Source organism: Streptomyces cyanogenus, from assembly GCF_017526105.1.
Classification (GTDB): Bacteria; Actinomycetota; Actinomycetes; order Streptomycetales; family Streptomycetaceae; genus Streptomyces; species Streptomyces cyanogenus.
Map to the genome: position 1 here is coordinate 5,337,986 of NZ_CP071839.1, position 15,847 is coordinate 5,353,832.

The following is a 15,847-nucleotide window of genomic DNA, read 5'->3' on the forward strand; positions in this document are numbered from 1 at the left end:
TAGTACCCCCATGTCCCACACCCCCCCTGTCTACGACTACGTCGTCATCGGCGGCGGTACCGCGGGATCCGTCATCGCCTCCCGCCTCACCGAGAACCCGGACGTCACCGTCGCCGTCATCGAGGGCGGCCCGAGCGACGTCGGCCGCGACGACGTCCTCACCCTGCGCCGCTGGATGGGCCTGCTCGGCGGCGAACTCGACTACGACTACCCGACGGTGGAGCAGCCCCGCGGCAACTCCCACATCCGGCACAGCCGCGCCCGCGTCCTCGGCGGCTGCTCCTCGCACAACACCCTCATCTCCTTCAAGCCCCTGCCCTCCGACTGGGACGAGTGGGAGGCCGCCGGCGCCAAGGGCTGGGGCGCCGTCCCCATGGAGGCCTACTTCGCCCGCCTGAAGAACAACATCGTCTCCGTCGACGAGAAGGACCGGAACGCCATCGCCCGCGACTTCGTCGACGCCGCCCGGTCGGCACTCGGGGTACCCCGGGTCGAGGGCTTCAACCGCAAGCCGTTCACCGAGGGCGTCGGTTTCTTCGACCTCGCCTACCACCCGGAGAACAACAAGCGGTCCTCGGCGTCGGTGGCGTACCTGCACCCGGTGATGGACGAGCGGCCCAACCTGACGCTCCTGCTGGAGACCTGGGCGTACCGGCTGGAGCTGGACGGCACCCGCGCCGAGGGCGTGCACGTGCGCACCAAGGACGGCGAGGAACTGCTGATCCGCGCCCGGAACGAGGTCGTGCTGTGCGCGGGCGCCGTCGACTCCCCGCGGCTGCTGCTGCACTCGGGCATCGGCCCCGCGCAGGACCTCCGGGCGCTCGGCATCCCCGTCGTCCACGACCTGCCGGGCGTCGGCGAGAACCTGCTCGACCACCCCGAGTCGGTCATCGTCTGGGAGACCCACGGGCCGATCCCGGAGAACTCCGCGATGGACTCCGACGCGGGCCTGTTCGTCCGCCGCGACCCCGACCACGCGGGCCCGGACCTGATGTTCCACTTCTACCAGATCCCGTTCACCGACAACCCGGAGCGGCTGGGCTACGAGCGACCGGAGTTCGGCGTCTCCATGACCCCGAACATCCCCAAGCCCAAAAGCCGCGGCCGTCTCTACCTGACCAGCGCCGACCCGTCCGTGAAGCCCGCGCTGGACTTCCGGTACTTCACCGACGAGGACGACTACGACGCCCGGACCCTGGTCGACGGCATCCGCATCGCCCGCGAGATCGCCAAGACCGAGCCGCTGGCCGGCTGGCTCAAGCGCGAGGTGTGCCCCGGCCCGGAGATCCTCGGCGACGCCGAGCTGAGCGAGTACGCACGCAAGGTCGCGCACACCGTCTACCACCCGGCCGGCACCTGCAGGATGGGCGCCGCCGACGACGAACTCGCCGTGGTCGACCCGGAACTGAGGATCCGCGGTCTCGACGGCATTCGCATCGCCGACGCGTCCGTCTTCCCGACCATGACCGCCGTCAACCCGATGATCGGGGTGCTCATGGTCGGGGAGAAGGCCGTCGACCTGATCGGAGGTGACCCCCGATGACTCTCACCGTCCCCACACGCAAGCCGCCCACCACGACCGAACCCGTCTTCTCGGTGTCCGGCCTGTGGAAGGTCTTCGGACCCAAGCCGGAGCGGATTCCCGCCGACCCCGGGCTCGCGGCGCTCGACCCCGCCGAACTGCGCGCCCGCACCGGGTGCACGGCCGCCGTCCGGGACGTCTCCTTCGACGTCCGCAAGGGTGAGGTCTTCGTCGTCATGGGCCTGTCCGGTTCCGGCAAGTCCACCCTCGTCCGCTGTCTGACCCGCCTGATCGAGCCGACCGCGGGCACGATCTCCATCGACGGCGAGGACGTCCGCGCGATGGACCGGACCCGGCTGCGCGAACTGCGCCGGCACCGGGCCGCGATGGTCTTCCAGCACTTCGGCCTGCTCCCGCACCGCACGGTCCTCGACAACGTCGCCTACGGCCTGGAGATCCAGGGCGTCGGCAGGTCCGAACGCCGCGAGCGGGCCGCCGAGTTCGTCGCCAAGGTCGGCCTGGAAGGCATGGAGAAGCGGCGCCCCGCCCAGCTCTCCGGCGGCCAGCGCCAGCGCGTCGGCCTGGCCCGTGCGCTGGCCGTGGACCCCGAGGTGCTGCTCTTCGACGAGCCGTTCAGCGCGTTGGACCCCCTCATCCGGCGCGACATGCAGGAAGAGGTGGCCCGCCTGCACAGCGAGGAGGGCCGCACGATGGTCTTCATCACGCACGACCTGAGCGAGGCCCTCAAGCTCGGCGACCGCATCGCCCTCATGCGCGACGGCCGCGTCGTCCAGCTCGGCACCCCCGAGGAGATCGTCGGCTCCCCGGCCGACGACTACGTCCGCGAGTTCGTCCGGGACGTTCCGCGCGAGCAGGTGATGACGGTGGGTACGGCCATGCGCCCGGCCTCCGCCGCCGAAACGGCCGGCGGCCCCGCGGTACGGCCCGAGGCCACGGTGGCCGAGGCCATCGAGGCGGTGGCCCGCGCGGGCACCCCGGCCCGCGTCATGGACAAGGGCCGCTGCCTGGGCGTGGTGGACTCGGATGCCCTCCTGGGCGTGGTCGCGGGAACGGCGCCGGCGGACGCCGCTGCCACCGCGGCGACGGACGACGCTGCCGCCGTGGCCGCCAGCGGTCCCGCCGCCGGGGCGGCACCCGTCCCGGAAGAGGCGGCACCCCGCCGACGCGGGCAAGCCGGCCCGCCCGGCCCCCGGACCAGTCCGGAGGCCGTCTGATGGCAACGCTCAGCATCCCGGCCCTGCGCACCGGCACACCCCGCGTCCTCAGGAGCCGAGCCGCGGGCAAGCTCCTGCTGCTCGCCCTCGCCGCCGCGGTCCTGGCCCCCTGGGCCGCCGCCCACTGGCCCGGCGCCACCTGGCCGCACCAGCTGACGGTCCACCTGGACAAGCCCCTCGCCACCGCCAGCGACTGGGTCATCGACAACCGGGACAGCCACCCTCTGTTCCTGTACTTCTTCGGCTACATCAGCAACGCCGTCATCCTGGCCGTCCGCGGGGTGTACCTCACCCTCCTCGCCGCGGGCTGGGCCGGCGTGACGGCCCTGAGCGCGCTCACCGCCTGGCGCCTCGGCGGCGTCCGCCTGGCCGCAGGCACCGCGGCCGCGTTCCTGGCCTGCGGCGTGCTCGGCATGTGGGTCCCGACCATGCAGACCCTCGCGCTCATGGTCGTAGCGGTCCTCGCCTCCGTCCTCGTAGGCGCGCTCCTCGGTCTCGCCGCCGGCCTCTCCGACCGCCTCGACCGCGCCCTGCGCCCGGTCCTGGACACCATGCAGGTGCTCCCGGCCTTCGCCTACCTCCTCCCCGTCGTCCTGGTCTTCGGCATCGGCGTCCCCGCCGCCGTCCTCGCCACCGTCGTGTACGCCGCCCCGCCGATGGCCCGCCTCACCGCGCTCGGCCTGCGCGGTGCCGACCCCGAAGTCCTGGAGGCCGTGGAGTCCCTCGGCGCCACCCGCCGCCAGCGGCTGCTGACCGCGCGTATCCCGCTGGCCCGGAAGGAACTCCTCCTCGGCCTCAACCAGACGATCATGATGGCGCTGTCCATGGCCGTGATCGCCGCCGTCATCGGCGCCGGCGGCCTCGGCGACCGCGTCTACCAGGCGCTCGCCTCGGTCGACGTCGGCGCGGCCCTCGCGGCCGGCATCCCGATCGTGCTGCTCGCGGTGGTCCTGGACCGCGTGACCGCGGCCGCCGGGGACGGGGTGACGCGCACCCGGACCATCGGCTGGCCGTACGCCCTCGCCGTCACCGTGGCCGTCGCCCTCGCCACCCGCCTGCTCGGCGCCCTCGACTGGCCCGCCGGCTGGTCCCTGGACCTCGCCGAACCGGTCAACCGCGCCGTCGACTGGATGACCGCCCACCTCTACTCCGGCGTCCCCGTGATCGGCGGCACCGCGGACTGGGCTGGCCACTTCACCACCTGGGTCCTGGACCCCGTCCGGGACGGCCTGCAGTGGCTGCCCTGGTGGTCGGTGCTGCTGCTCGTCGCCGCCCTGGCCTGGCTGATCGGCACCTGGCGCACCGCGCTGACCGCCGTCCTCGCCATGGCCGCGATCGGTGTGCTCGGCGTGTGGGAGCCCTCGCTCGACACCCTCTCCCAGGTGCTGGCCGCCGTCGCCGTCACCCTCGTCCTCGGCTTCGCGACCGGCATCGCCGCGGCCCGCAGCGACCGGGTCGAGCGTGCGCTGCGCCCCGTCCTGGACGTCTTCCAGACCATGCCGCAGTTCGTGTACCTGATCCCGGTCGTCGCCCTGTTCGGCGTCGGCCGCGCCCCCGCCGTCGCCGCGGCCGTCGTCTACGCCCTCCCGGCCGTCGTCCGGATCACCGCGCAGGGCCTGCGCCAGGTCGACCAGGCCGCGCTGGAGTCGGCGCGCTCGCTCGGCGCCACCGGCCGCCAGCAGCTGTGGCAGGTGCAGCTCCCGCTGGCCCGGCGGTCCCTGCTGCTCGCCGTCAACCAGGGCGTGGTCCTGGTGCTGGCCGTGGTCATCATCGGCGGCCTGGTCGGCGGCGGCGCCCTCGGCTACGACGTCGCGTTCGGCCTCGCCCAGGGCGACCTGGCGACCGGCCTGGTCGCCGGTGCCGCCATCGTCTGCCTGGGCCTGATGCTCGACCGGGTGACCCAGCCGACGGACCGACGCGCGAAGAAGGGAGCCTGACATGCGACGTCGTACGACCGCCCTGGTGGGCTCGCTGGTGCTGCTGACCGCGACCGGCTGCGGCGCCGCCGACATGACCAAGCAGGCCTCGCCCTTCGCGAACGCCGGCGGCGCGAAGTCGGTCACCCTGTCCGTGCAGTCCTGGGTGGGCGCGCAGTCCAACGTGGCCGTCGCCCAGTACCTCCTGGAGCACGAGCTCGGCTACCGCGTCGACACCGTCCAGGTCGACGAGGTGCCCGCCTGGGACGCGCTCAGCCAGGGCCGCGTCGACGCCCTCCTGGAGGACTGGGGCCACCCGGACCAGGAGAAGCGGTACGTCACCGACAAGAAGACGATCAGCCGGGGCGGTGACCTCGGGGTGACCGGGCACATCGGCTGGTTCGTGCCGACGTACCTGGCCAAGCAGCACCCGGACATCACCGACTGGCGGAACCTGAACAAGTACGCCTCGCTCTTCCGCACCGCGGAGAGCGGCGGCAAGGGCCAGCTGATGGACGGCTCCCCGTCGTACGTCACCAACGACAAGGCCCTGGTGAAGAACCTGAAGCTGGACTACCAGGTCGTCTTCGCCGGTTCCGAGGCGGCGCAGATCACCCAGATGAAGCAGTTCGCCAAGGAGAAGAAGCCCTTCCTGACGTACTGGTACTCGCCCCAGTGGCTGTTCAGGAAGGTGCCCATGACGGAGGTGAAGCTGCCGGCGTACAAGGAGGGCTGCGACGCGGACCCGGCGAAGGTCGCCTGCGCCTACCCGCACACCCCGCTGCAGAAATACCTGAACGCGGACTTCGCGCGGACCGGCGGCAGGGCGGCGGCCTTCCTGAAGAAGTTCCGGTGGACGACGGAGGACCAGAACGAGGTCTCCCTGATGATCGCCGAGCAGAAGCTGGACCCGCAGGAGGCGGCGAAGAAGTGGGTGGACAGCCACCCCGCCGTGTGGAAGAAGTGGCTGTCCTGAACCCGCCTACCGTGTCAGCCCCTCGGCGATCTCCCGCAGCGCGGCCGCGGCCCGCCGCTGCAGGCCCGGCCCGAAGGTGACCCGGGTGGCCCCGAGCCCGCCCAGCGCGGCGGGTGAGGGGCCGTCCCCGTCCAGCAGGGCCAGGGCGTTCAGCGGACCCTGGATCCCGGCCCGCAGCAGCGGCAGTACCGCCGCGGGGGCGAGGATCGGATACACGCAGTCCGCGCCCGCCGCGACGTACGAAGCGGCCCGCTCGATGGCCCGTTCGGGGTCGCCGTCACCGTGCAGGAAGACGTCCACGCGGGCGTTGACGAACAGCCGGTCGGCGGCGGCGGCCCGCACCCCGGCGAGGAACTCGGCGTGCTCGTGCCGGTCCTTGAGGACACCTCCCGCCGAGTCCTCCAGGTTGCAGCCGACGGCGCCCGCCTCCAGCAGCCGCTCGACCAGTTCCTTCGGGTCGAGCCCGTACCCGCCCTCGACGTCCGCCGACACCGGCACGTCCACCGCCCGGGTGATCCGGGCGACCGCCGCGAACATCTCGTCGGCGGGGGTGGCCCCGTCCTCGTAGCCGAGAGCGGCGGCCACGCCCGCGCTCGGCGTGGCCAGCGCCGGGAACCCGGCGGCCGCGAACACCCGCGCGCTCGCCGCGTCCCACGGCCCGGGCAGGACCAGCGGATCACCCGGGACGCGTCCTCGGTGCAGGGCGCGGAACGTCTCCACCTTGTCCCGCGCCGGAATACGGCTCACCTGTGCTGCCCGGGCCGGTAGTGCCCCGGGGTCATCCGGAAGGTCACACCGAACCGGTTCCAGGCGTTGATCACCGTGATCGCGGCGACCAGCTGGGCCAGTTCGGCCTCCTCGAAGTGCTCGGCCGCCCTGGCGTAGACCTCGTCCGGCACGAACCCCTCGGTCAGCACGGTGACCGCCTCGGTCAGCTCGATCGCCGCCAGCTCCTTCTCGGTGTAGAAGTGCCGCGACTCCTGCCACGCGCTCAGCTGGACGACCCGCTCGACGCTCTCGCCGGCCGCGAGGGCGTCCTTGGTGTGCATGTCGAGGCAGAACGCGCAGTGGTTGAGCTGCGAGGCGCGGATCTTCACCAGCTCGTAGAGCTTGGGGTCAAGGCCCCGCCTGGCGACGCTGTCCAGGCGGATCATCGCCTTGTAGACGTCCGGGGCGTGCTCGGCCCAGCTCATGCGCGGGGCCTCTTCGGCGGCGTATGCGACGGTTTCCTGTGCAGTGCTCATGCCGTCGACACTAGGAACCAGGCAGCCCAGGGGTATGGTCCATTCCCATGGCGAGTTCCTGGGCCACTTTGGGCGTCGACCTGCACCTCGAACCGAGCGGGACGGGCGGTGTGCGCCGGGGCCTGACCGACGCCCTGCGGGACGCGGTCCGCTCCGGCCGGCTCGCCCCCGGCACCCGGCTGCCGTCCTCCCGCTCCCTCGCCGCCGACCTCGGCATCGCCCGCAACACCGTCGCCGAGGCCTACGCCGACCTGGTCGCGGAGGGCTGGCTCACCGCCCGGCAGGGCTCCGGCACCCGGGTGGCGGCCGGCGTCCCCCACGGCCCCACGGCACCCTCCGCCCCCGCGCCACCCCGGCGCGCCCCCGCCCTCCCGCGCCACGACCTCGTCCCCGGCAGCCCCGACCTGGCCGCCTTCCCGCGCACCGAGTGGCTCAAGGCCACCCGCCGGGCCCTGGCCACGGCCCCCTTCCACGCCTTCGGCTACGGAGACCCGCGCGGACGCCCCGAACTGCGCACCGCCCTCGCCGGCTACCTCGCCCGCGCCCGCGGCGTGCGCACCGACCCCGACACCATCGTGGTCACCGCCGGCTTCTCGCACGCCCTGACCCTCCTCGGCAAGGTCCTGCGGGCCCGCGGGGTGCGCACGGTGGCCGTGGAGTCCTACGGCCTCGACGTCCACTGGGCGCTGCTGCGCAACGCGGGCCTCGCCACGCCCCCGCTGCCCTACGACGAGCTCGGCACGGACCCCGGCGAGCCGGGCGAGGCCGGCGCGGTCCTGCTGACCCCCGCCCACCAGTTCCCGATGGGCATGCCCCTGCACCCCGACCGGCGGGCCGCCGTCGTCGCCTGGGCGCGCCGCACCGGCGGGCTGATCCTGGAGGACGACTACGACGGCGAGTTCCGCTACGACCGCCAGTCCGTCGGCGCCCTGCAGGGCCTCGCCCCCGACCGGGTCGTCTACCTCGGCACGGCCAGCAAGTCGCTCGCGCCCGGACTGCGGCTGGGCTGGATGGTGCTGCCGCCGGCCCTGGCCGGGGAGACGGCGTCCGCCAAGGGCAGCTCGGACACCGTCGGCGCGCTGGAACAGCTCACCCTCGCGGAGTTCCTCACCTCCGGCGCGTACGACCGCCACGTGCGCTCCTCCCGCCTGCGCTACCGCCGCCGCCGCGACGCCCTCACCGAGGCCGTGACCGCCCGGGCCCCCGAGGTGCGGGTCACCGGCATCGCCGCCGGCCTCCACGCGGTCCTGCGCCTCCCGCCGGGCACCGAGGAATCGGTGGTCCAGGCCGCGGCCTGGCAGGGCCTTGCCCTGCACGGCCTCTCCTTCCACCGCCACCCGCAGGCCGTCACCGAGCCGTTGGACGCCCTGGTCGTCGGCTACGGAACGCCTCCGGACAGCGCGTGGTCCGGGGCGCTGGAGGCGCTGTGCCGGGTGCTGCCCTAGGGGGCGTCCCGGCGCCGGGAGGCGGGGATCTTGCCGTCAGTGCCGTCGAGTAAGTTCTGTCCGCTCGGCCCGACAGACGGGCCACCGAACTTCAGGACTCGTCGCTGTGAGCATCCACATGCACCTTCGCGCCGTCGCGGAATCCGGGATCCGGGACGACCACACCTGGCTTGCGGCGTTCATGTGGGAGGCCTGGGAGAACCACCCCGCCGAGTACGCGGCGGGCATCGCCGTCTCGATCGACAAGGTCTGGCACGCCGTCAACGACCTCTACGCCGCGGCCGGTGTCCTCGATGCGGATGCCGGCGAGTTCTGGACGTTGCCGATCTACGGCGGGCGTCCCGTGGCACACGGCGCCGATGCCGACCCCTCCGATCCGCCCCTGGGGATTCTGGAGCCGCCCGGCGTGTCACAGGCCGCCGACTTCCTCACCAGTGTCTCCTTCGACGAGCTGTGGAACGCCGCCGGCGCCAAGCTCGTTCGGTCCGGCTGGGACGAGGCGCAGGCCGGACAGAGGTTCCTCGGCCATCACAGGTGCCTCCAGGGGTTCTACGAGCGGGCGGCTACGGCGGGCCACGCCGTGGTCAGGGCGGTGTGGGCCTGAGACGCGGCCGTGTGCCGGCCGGGTTCACGGGAGTCCGCCCGAACCAACCGCAGGGCGGTGGTGCCCACAAGAACCGAACGTCTCCGCAGGCATGTCCGAACTCACCTTTCGCGTGCGCTGGTCAGTCCGGCCCGGCCGCACACACCGGACGGCCGGTGCTCCGGACGGATCGCTCAGGCACCCCCGGCCGCCGGCTCCTCCGCCGGCGCCTCCCCGAACCGCGCCAGCAGCAACGCCCCCGCCACCGCCACCGCGAACCCCAGCGCGGCCACCGCGGTCATCCCCTCCCGCGTCCGGTCACCGAGCCAGACCACCCCCACCGCGGCCGGGCCGATCGTCTCCCCGATCACCAGGCCCGCCGTGGCGGTCGTCACCGAGCCCCGCTGAAGGGCCGAGGTGAGCAGCAGGAACGCGGCGCCGCCACCGAGCAGCAGCGCGTACGCCGCCGGGTCGGCCAGCAGGTCCGCCGGCCGCAGCGAGTCGATGAGCCGTACCGCCACCTCCACCACCCCGAACCCGCACCCGGCGCCGAGCCCCAGCAGCAGCGCCCGGGTCCGGCCGGACAGGCGCCCGCCGATCCCGCCGAGCACCAGCACGCCCACCGCCGCGGCCACCAACGCGTACCGCAGCCACTCCGGGCCGCTCCGGTCGCCCTCGGTGCCCGAGGCCAGCCCCAGCAGGGCGAGCCCGGCAGACACCACTCCGACGGCGCCCCACTCCAGGCCGCTCAGCCGGACCCCCAGCAGCCGCGCCGCGACCACCGCGGTCACCGCGAGGCTCGCCGCCAGGGCCGCGCCCACCGCGTAGATCGGCACCGACCGCAGGGCCGCGATCTGCAGCAGGAAGCCCAGCCCGTCGAGCGCGAGCCCGGCGAGGTACCGCCACTGCCGCAGCGCCCGCAGCAGCAGCGCCGCGTCCCCGCCGCCGCCCTCCTCGGCGCCCGCCGCCCGCGCGGCCACCGCCTGCAACACCGTCGCGGTTCCGAAGCAGACCGCCGCGCCCAGGGCGCACACCATTCCGAACAGCACGAAGCGACTCTAGGCGAACGGGAGATCACGGACCCCCTCGCACGGGCACTCACACCGATCTCTAGGCTGGCCGCCGAACACGACATCCGACGGGGGAGACACCACCATGGAGCGCACACGAGGGCCACTTCGGTCCGGCACGGTCGTCCTGGGCAGCGTCGGCCTGCTGGCCGCCGCGCTCACCGCCTGCTCGTCCGAACCGGACAAGCGCTGCGTCGACCGCGACAGCTACGACCTGGTCAAGGGCTACAAGGTCGTCGCCGACAAGAACTGCAAGACGGGCACGCCAGGGAAGACGACGGTCAAGACCGGCACGAAGAAGCTCAAGAAGCAGGTCGACGCCGCCTGGTACTACGAGGGCGAGCAGAAGAACGGCTGGGTCGACGGCGGTTCCTTCACCAAGCCCGGCGGGGGCTCGGGCAGCGGCGGCTCGTACGACGACGATGACGACGACCACCACAGCGGGGGCGGCGGAGTCCACCGCGGGGGCTTCGGCGGCGGCAAGGGCAGCTCCGGCGGCTGACCGGAACACGCGCATGGAACGTCGTACTCTCACCCCCCGCCCCGGCTGGCAGCAGACCGTCGAGGCGCAGGGCCTGGTCTACCCGCTCACCCGCCACCCCGACGGCTCGCTGCGCCCCTACTGGGACGAGAGCGCCTGCTACGTCTTCTCCCTCGCGGAGATCGAGGCGCTGGAGGAGACCGTCGAGGAACTCCACCGCATGTGCCTCGCGGCGGCCGGACACATCGTGGCCGAGGACCGCCTCGCCGACCTCGGCATCACCGACCCGCGGGTGGCCGCCGTGGTCACCGAGGCCTGGCACCGGCGGGCCGAACTCCCGTCCGTCTACGGCCGTTTCGACCTCCGCTACGACGGCACGGGACCGGCGAAGCTGCTGGAGTACAACGCGGACACCCCGACCTCCCTGGTCGAGGCGGCCTCCCCGCAGTGGTTCTGGATGGAGGACCGTTTCCCCGGCGCCGATCAGTGGAACTCCCTGCACGAACGCCTGGTGGAGGCCTGGCGCGCCCAGGCGGCCCTGCTGCCCCCCGGCAGCCCCCTGCACTTCGCGCACTCCTCGGCCGACGAGCTCGGCGAGGACCTGATGACGGTCGCCTACCTCAAGGAGACCGCCGAGCAGGCCGGCCTCACCACCGACTGGCTCGCCATGGAGGAGATCGGCTGGGACAGCCTCTCCGGCCGCTTCGTCGACAACCGGCTCCGTTTCATCCGCGGCATCTTCAAGCTCTACCCGTGGGAGTGGCTCACCACCGACGCCTTCGGCGGACACGTCCTGGACACCCTGGACAACGGCGGCGGCACCGGCAGCACCCTGTGGATCGAACCGGCCTGGAAGATGCTCCTGAGCAACAAGGCCCTGCTGCCGGTCCTCTGGGAGCTGTACCCCGGCCACCCGAACCTCCTCCCGGCCTACCTGGACGGCCCCCGCGACCTGCCCGGCACCACCGGGTACGTCGCCAAGCCCCTCCTCGGCCGCGAGGGCGAGGGCGTCACCGTCCACCCCCCGGGCACACCGGCCGTCCTGCGTGACGAGCCGTGCTGCTACCAGCAGTTGGCCCCCCTCCCCGCCTTCGACGGCAACCACGTGGTCCTCGGCGCCTGGGTGGTCCGGGACGAACCGGCGGGCCTCGGCATCCGCGAGTCCAGCGGCCTGATCACCGACGAGTACGCCCGCTTCCTGCCCCATGTGATCCTCTAGGGCTACCGCGGTGGGCGACGCCGGCTGTCCCGACGAGGGGGCTCAGCAGGCACCTCCGCCCCCGAGCAGCCGCTCCACCGCCGCCCGGGCCTGCCCCGCCGGGGCCGGGTCGCCGGTGATGCCCGCGGTGACGATGGCTCCCTCGGCGAGCAGGAAGACCGGTTCGGCCACCGGTGTGCCGGTGGCGCGCACCCAGGTGGCGAGCTGGTCGTGGAAGGCCTGCTTGTGGGCGCGGACCTCGGCCAGGACCGGCTCGGAGGAGGAGCCGAGTTCGCCGTGGGCGTTGATCCAGGCGCAGCCGCGGAAGCCGGGTTCGGCGAACCAGCCGGCGAGCCAGTCGAAGACCGCGAGCACCCGGGCGCGGGGGTCCGGGACGCTCTCCACGTGGGCGGACAGGCTCGCGCGCCACCGCCGGTCGCGGCGCCGGAGCATGGCGACCACGAGGTCCTCCTTGGTCGCGAAGAGCCGGTAGATCCGCTTCAGCGGCAGGCCGGACGCCTCGCGGACCCGGTCCATCCCGACCGCCTGGATGCCGTGCGCGTAGAAGAGCGCCTCCGCCGCGTCCAGGAGTGCCTCGCGGTCCAGGCGGGTCTGTTCCTCGGTGATCGGGGCGGGCATCCGGGGCTCCTTGACGTCGAGAACGGCCGTTCTCTACTTTAGGCCCATCGTTGGAGAACGCTCGTTCTCGACTCGAGGAGGCCGCCGTGCCCGAAGACCGCCCGCCGTACCCGCCCTTCACCCTGGAGACCGCCCGCCGGAAGGTGCAGGCCGCCGAGGACGCCTGGAACACCCGCGACCCCCACCGGGTCGCCCTCGCCTACACCGCGGACTCCGTCTGGCGGAACCGCGACCGCTTCCTCACCGGCCGGGACGAGATCGTCGCCTTCCTGACCGCGAAGTGGCAGCGCGAACGGGACTACGCCCTGCGCAAGAGCCTGTGGAGCTTCCACGGCGACCGCATCGCCGTCCGCTTCCAGTACGAGTGCCGGGACGCCGACGGCCAGTGGTGGCGCTCCTACGGCAACGAACTGTGGGAGTTCGACGAGCGCGGCCTGATGCGCCGCCGGGAGGCGAGCATCGACGACGTCGCCATCGACGAGGCCGACCGGCGCATCCTCGGCGCCCGGCCCGCCGACCAGCACGGGGTCGACATCCCCGTGTGGTGACGGCAGGCCCTAGCCCCCCAGCACCTCCCGCAGCTGCTCCAGCCCCCAGTCCAGGTCCTCCTCGCCGATCACCAGCGGCGGCGCGATCCGGACGGTCGACCCGTGGGTGTCCTTCACCAGGACCCCACGGGCCAGCAGCCGCTCCGAGACCTCCCGCCCGGTGCCCACCGCCCGCGCGACGTCCACCCCGGCCCACAGCCCCCGCCCGCGCACCGCCGTCACCCGGCCCGTGCCCGGCAGCTCGCCCAGCAGCCGGTGCAGCCGCTCGCCCAGCCGGGCCGCCCGCTCCTGGTACTCCCCGGTCCGCAGCATCGCGATCACCTCCAGCGCCACCGCGCAGGCCAGCGGATTCCCGCCGAACGTCGACCCGTGCTCACCCGGCCGGAACACCCCGAGCACCGCCGCGCTCGACACCACCGCCGACACCGGCACGATCCCGCCGCCCAGCGCCTTGCCCAGCACGTACACGTCCGGCACGACCCCCTCGTGCTCGCACGCGAAGGTCCGCCCGGTCCGGCCCAGGCCCGACTGGATCTCGTCGGCGACGAACAGCACGTTCCGCTCGCGCGTCAGCTCCCGCACCCCGGCCAGGTAGCCGGCCGGCGGCACGATCACCCCGGACTCGCCCTGGATCGGCTCCAGCAGCACGGCCACGGTGTTCTCGGTGAGCGCGGCCCGCATCGCGGTCAGATCCCCGTACGGCACGATCTCGAACCCCGGTGTGTACGGCCCGTAGTCCGCCCGCGCCTCCGGATCCGTCGAGAAGCTGATCACCGTCGTCGTACGGCCGTGGAAGTTGCCGCCCGCCACGACGATCTTCGCCATCTCCGCGGGCACCCCCTTCACCCGGTACCCCCACTTCCGGGCGGTCTTGATCGCGCTCTCCACCGCCTCCGTGCCCGTGTTCATGGGCAGCACCATCTCCATCCCGCACAGCCGCGCCAGCTCGGTGCAGAACGCGGCGAACCGGTCGTGGTGGAAGGCGCGGGAGGTCAGCGTCACCCGGTCCAGCTGCCGCCGGGCCGCCTCGGTGAGCCGCCGGTTGCCGTGCCCGAAGTTCATGGCCGAGTAGCCGGCCAGCAGATCCAGGTACCGCCGCCCCGCCACATCCGTCAGCCAGGCCCCCTCACCGGTGGCGATCACCACGGGCAGCGGGCGGTAGGTGGGCGCGCAGTGCGCCTCGGTGGCGGCGATCAGGTCTTCTGCAGCGGTCACGGCCTCTCCCGAGTGGGACCGGAAACGACGGTGAACCCCTTCATATCCTCGCTCGCATGGTGGACGCGGGACCTGCGCCGCACGGCGCGCCCGGTAGTCTGACGAACGGGCCGTGACTGGCGCGCTGGGATGGGACGGACCATCAGGGAGCGGCCCGAGCGGGAAGAGTGCCGTGCGCCTGGGCCGAACGTGAACGCTGCACGCACACCGTCCGGAGGTCCCCGATGCCCGAGAATTCCGCCTCCCACTCCACCGAGACCACGGCCTTCCGCGCCGCCCTCGACGTCATCCGCGCCGTCGAGCCGCGCGTCGCCGACGCCATCGGCCAGGAGGTCGCCGACCAGCGCGGGATGCTGAAGCTGATCGCTTCCGAGAACTACGCCTCCCCGGCGACCCTGCTCGCGATGGGCAACTGGTTCAGCGACAAGTACGCCGAAGGGACCATCGGCCGCCGCTTCTACGCCGGCTGCCGCAACGTCGACACCGTCGAGTCCCTCGCCGCCGAGCACGCCCGCGAACTCTTCGGCGCCCGCCACGCCTACGTCCAGCCGCACTCCGGCATCGACGCCAACCTCGTCGCCTTCTGGGCCGTCCTCGCCGACCGCGTCGAGGTCCCCTTCCTGGAGAAGGCCGGCGCCCGCCAGGTCAACGACCTGACCGAGGCCGACTGGGCCGAGCTGCGCCATGCCTTCGGCAACCAGCGCATGCTCGGCATGTCCCTGGACGCCGGCGGCCACCTCACCCACGGCTTCCGCCCGAACATCTCCGGCAAGATGTTCGACCAGCGCTCCTACGGCACCGACCCGGCCACCGGCCTGATCGACTACGAGGCCCTGCGCGCCCAGGCCCGCGAGTTCAAGCCGCTGATCATCGTCGCCGGCTACTCCGCGTACCCCCGGCTGGTGAACTTCCGGATCATGCGCGAGATCGCCGACGAGGTCGGCGCCACCCTCATGGTCGACATGGCCCACTTCGCCGGCCTGGTCGCGGGCAAGGTCCTCACCGGCGACTTCGACCCGGTCCCGCACGCCCAGATCGTCACCACGACCACCCACAAGTCCCTGCGCGGCCCGCGCGGCGGCATGGTCCTGTGCGACGACTCCCTCAAGGACCAGGTCGACCGCGGCTGCCCGATGGTCCTCGGCGGCCCGCTCCCGCACGTCATGGCCGCCAAGGCCGTCGCCCTCGCCGAGGCCCGGCAGCCCTCCTTCCAGGACTACGCCCAGCGCATCGTCGACAACTCCCGGGCCCTCGCCGAGGGTCTGATGCGCCGTGGCGCCACCCTGGTCACCGGCGGCACGGACAACCACCTCAACCTGATCGACGTCGCCGCCTCCTACGGCCTCACCGGCCGCCAGGCCGAGGCGGCCCTGCTCGACTCGGGCATCGTCACCAACCGCAACGCCATCCCGGCCGACCCGAACGGCGCCTGGTACACCTCCGGCATCCGCGTCGGCACCCCCGCGCTCACCACCCGCGGCCTCGGCACGGCGGAGATGGACGAGGTGGCCGCCCTGATCGACCGCGTCCTCACCACCACCAAGCCCGGCACCACCAAGTCCGGCGCCCCGTCCAAGGCGGCCCACGTCCTGGACGGGAAGGTCGCCGAGGAGATCTCCCAGCGGGCCACGGACCTGGTGGCGGGCTTCCCCCTCTACCCGGAGGTCGACCTGGGCTGAGGTGCCCGTCAGGGGCGCGGGGACTGCGCGAGCGACCCACCACGGTCCGCAGACCCCCGCCCCGCGACCGCCCCCCTCCTCTCGGGCCAACGACAC

The 15,847-nt window shown here is 73.1% G+C and carries 15 protein-coding genes and 1 riboswitch; of the genes, 10 read left to right on the forward strand and 5 right to left on the reverse strand.

The window, feature by feature from the left end; translation table 11 throughout:
• Nucleotides 1-10 precede the first annotated feature (10 nt).
• Genes S1361_RS24130 through S1361_RS24145 form a run of 4 tightly spaced genes read left to right on the forward strand, consistent with a single transcriptional unit; the run spans nt 11 to nt 5,649 of the window.
• Complete coding sequence (locus tag S1361_RS24130) at nt 11-1,543, forward strand: GMC family oxidoreductase (protein WP_208033856.1); 1,533 nt, start codon at nt 11-13, stop codon at nt 1,541-1,543.
• Nucleotides 1,540-2,757 carry a quaternary amine ABC transporter ATP-binding protein gene (locus S1361_RS24135; protein WP_208033857.1) on the forward strand — a complete coding sequence of 406 codons (1,218 nt, stop codon included), beginning with the start codon at nt 1,540-1,542 and terminating at the stop codon, nt 2,755-2,757. Before S1361_RS24130 ends, S1361_RS24135 begins: the two co-directional genes overlap by 4 nt.
• Nucleotides 2,757-4,694 (forward strand): ABC transporter permease, encoded by a 1,938-nt coding sequence (locus tag S1361_RS24140; RefSeq protein WP_208033858.1) that lies wholly within the window; start codon nt 2,757-2,759, stop codon nt 4,692-4,694. Before S1361_RS24135 ends, S1361_RS24140 begins: the two co-directional genes overlap by 1 nt.
• A gap of 1 nt (nt 4,695) precedes the next feature.
• Nucleotides 4,696-5,649: an ABC transporter substrate-binding protein gene (locus S1361_RS24145; RefSeq protein WP_208033859.1), complete on the forward strand. Its 954-nt coding sequence runs from the start codon at nt 4,696-4,698 to the stop codon at nt 5,647-5,649.
• A gap of 6 nt (nt 5,650-5,655) precedes the next feature.
• On the opposite strand, the gene S1361_RS24150 is transcribed toward S1361_RS24145, so the two are convergent.
• Complete coding sequence (locus tag S1361_RS24150) at nt 5,656-6,396, reverse strand: isocitrate lyase/PEP mutase family protein (RefSeq protein WP_243769279.1); 741 nt, start codon at nt 6,394-6,396, stop codon at nt 5,656-5,658.
• The gene (locus S1361_RS24155) at nt 6,393-6,893 is read right to left on the reverse strand and encodes a carboxymuconolactone decarboxylase family protein (RefSeq protein ID WP_208033860.1); all 501 of its coding nucleotides are present in this window, start codon (nt 6,891-6,893) and stop codon (nt 6,393-6,395) included. Before S1361_RS24155 ends, S1361_RS24150 begins: the two co-directional genes overlap by 4 nt.
• A gap of 47 nt (nt 6,894-6,940) precedes the next feature.
• On the opposite strand from S1361_RS24155, the gene pdxR reads away from it, so the two are divergent.
• Nucleotides 6,941-8,338, forward strand: a complete 1,398-nt coding sequence (gene pdxR, locus S1361_RS24160) for a MocR-like pyridoxine biosynthesis transcription factor PdxR (RefSeq protein ID WP_208033861.1) — start codon at nt 6,941-6,943, stop codon at nt 8,336-8,338.
• A 106-nt stretch (nt 8,339-8,444) separates the two neighbouring features.
• Nucleotides 8,445-8,942: a DUF1877 family protein gene (locus tag S1361_RS24165; protein ID WP_208033862.1), complete on the forward strand. Its 498-nt coding sequence runs from the start codon at nt 8,445-8,447 to the stop codon at nt 8,940-8,942.
• A gap of 173 nt (nt 8,943-9,115) precedes the next feature.
• Here S1361_RS24165 and S1361_RS24170 read toward each other — a convergent pair whose 3' ends face one another.
• Complete coding sequence (locus S1361_RS24170; protein WP_208036741.1) at nt 9,116-9,958, reverse strand: hypothetical protein; 843 nt, start codon at nt 9,956-9,958, stop codon at nt 9,116-9,118.
• A gap of 118 nt (nt 9,959-10,076) precedes the next feature.
• Between S1361_RS24170 and S1361_RS24175 the strand changes: the two genes are divergently transcribed.
• Nucleotides 10,077-10,493 (forward strand): hypothetical protein, encoded by a 417-nt coding sequence (locus S1361_RS24175; RefSeq protein ID WP_208033863.1) that lies wholly within the window; start codon nt 10,077-10,079, stop codon nt 10,491-10,493.
• Nucleotides 10,494-10,506: 13 nt separating this feature from the next.
• On the forward strand, nt 10,507-11,691 hold the full coding sequence (locus tag S1361_RS24180; RefSeq protein ID WP_208033864.1) for a glutathionylspermidine synthase family protein: 1,185 nt from the start codon (nt 10,507-10,509) through the stop codon (nt 11,689-11,691).
• A 42-nt stretch (nt 11,692-11,733) separates the two neighbouring features.
• Here S1361_RS24180 and S1361_RS24185 read toward each other — a convergent pair whose 3' ends face one another.
• Nucleotides 11,734-12,309, reverse strand: coding sequence for a TetR/AcrR family transcriptional regulator (locus tag S1361_RS24185; RefSeq protein WP_208033865.1), 576 nt, complete (start codon nt 12,307-12,309; stop codon nt 11,734-11,736).
• 86 nt (nt 12,310-12,395) lie between these two features.
• Here S1361_RS24185 and S1361_RS24190 point away from each other — a divergent pair, with 86 nt between their 5' ends.
• Nucleotides 12,396-12,857 carry a nuclear transport factor 2 family protein gene (locus S1361_RS24190; protein WP_208033866.1) on the forward strand — a complete coding sequence of 154 codons (462 nt, stop codon included), beginning with the start codon at nt 12,396-12,398 and terminating at the stop codon, nt 12,855-12,857.
• Nucleotides 12,858-12,866: 9 nt separating this feature from the next.
• Here S1361_RS24190 and rocD read toward each other — a convergent pair whose 3' ends face one another.
• Nucleotides 12,867-14,072 carry an ornithine--oxo-acid transaminase gene (rocD, locus tag S1361_RS24195; RefSeq protein ID WP_208033867.1) on the reverse strand — a complete coding sequence of 402 codons (1,206 nt, stop codon included), beginning with the start codon at nt 14,070-14,072 and terminating at the stop codon, nt 12,867-12,869.
• Between the two features lie 102 nt (nt 14,073-14,174).
• Nucleotides 14,175-14,263: riboswitch (ZMP/ZTP riboswitch) on the forward strand.
• Nucleotides 14,264-14,296: 33 nt separating this feature from the next.
• Between rocD and S1361_RS24200 the strand changes: the two genes are divergently transcribed.
• Nucleotides 14,297-15,751 carry a glycine hydroxymethyltransferase gene (locus S1361_RS24200; RefSeq protein WP_208033868.1) on the forward strand — a complete coding sequence of 485 codons (1,455 nt, stop codon included), beginning with the start codon at nt 14,297-14,299 and terminating at the stop codon, nt 15,749-15,751.
• Nucleotides 15,752-15,847: the final 96 nt, after the last annotated feature.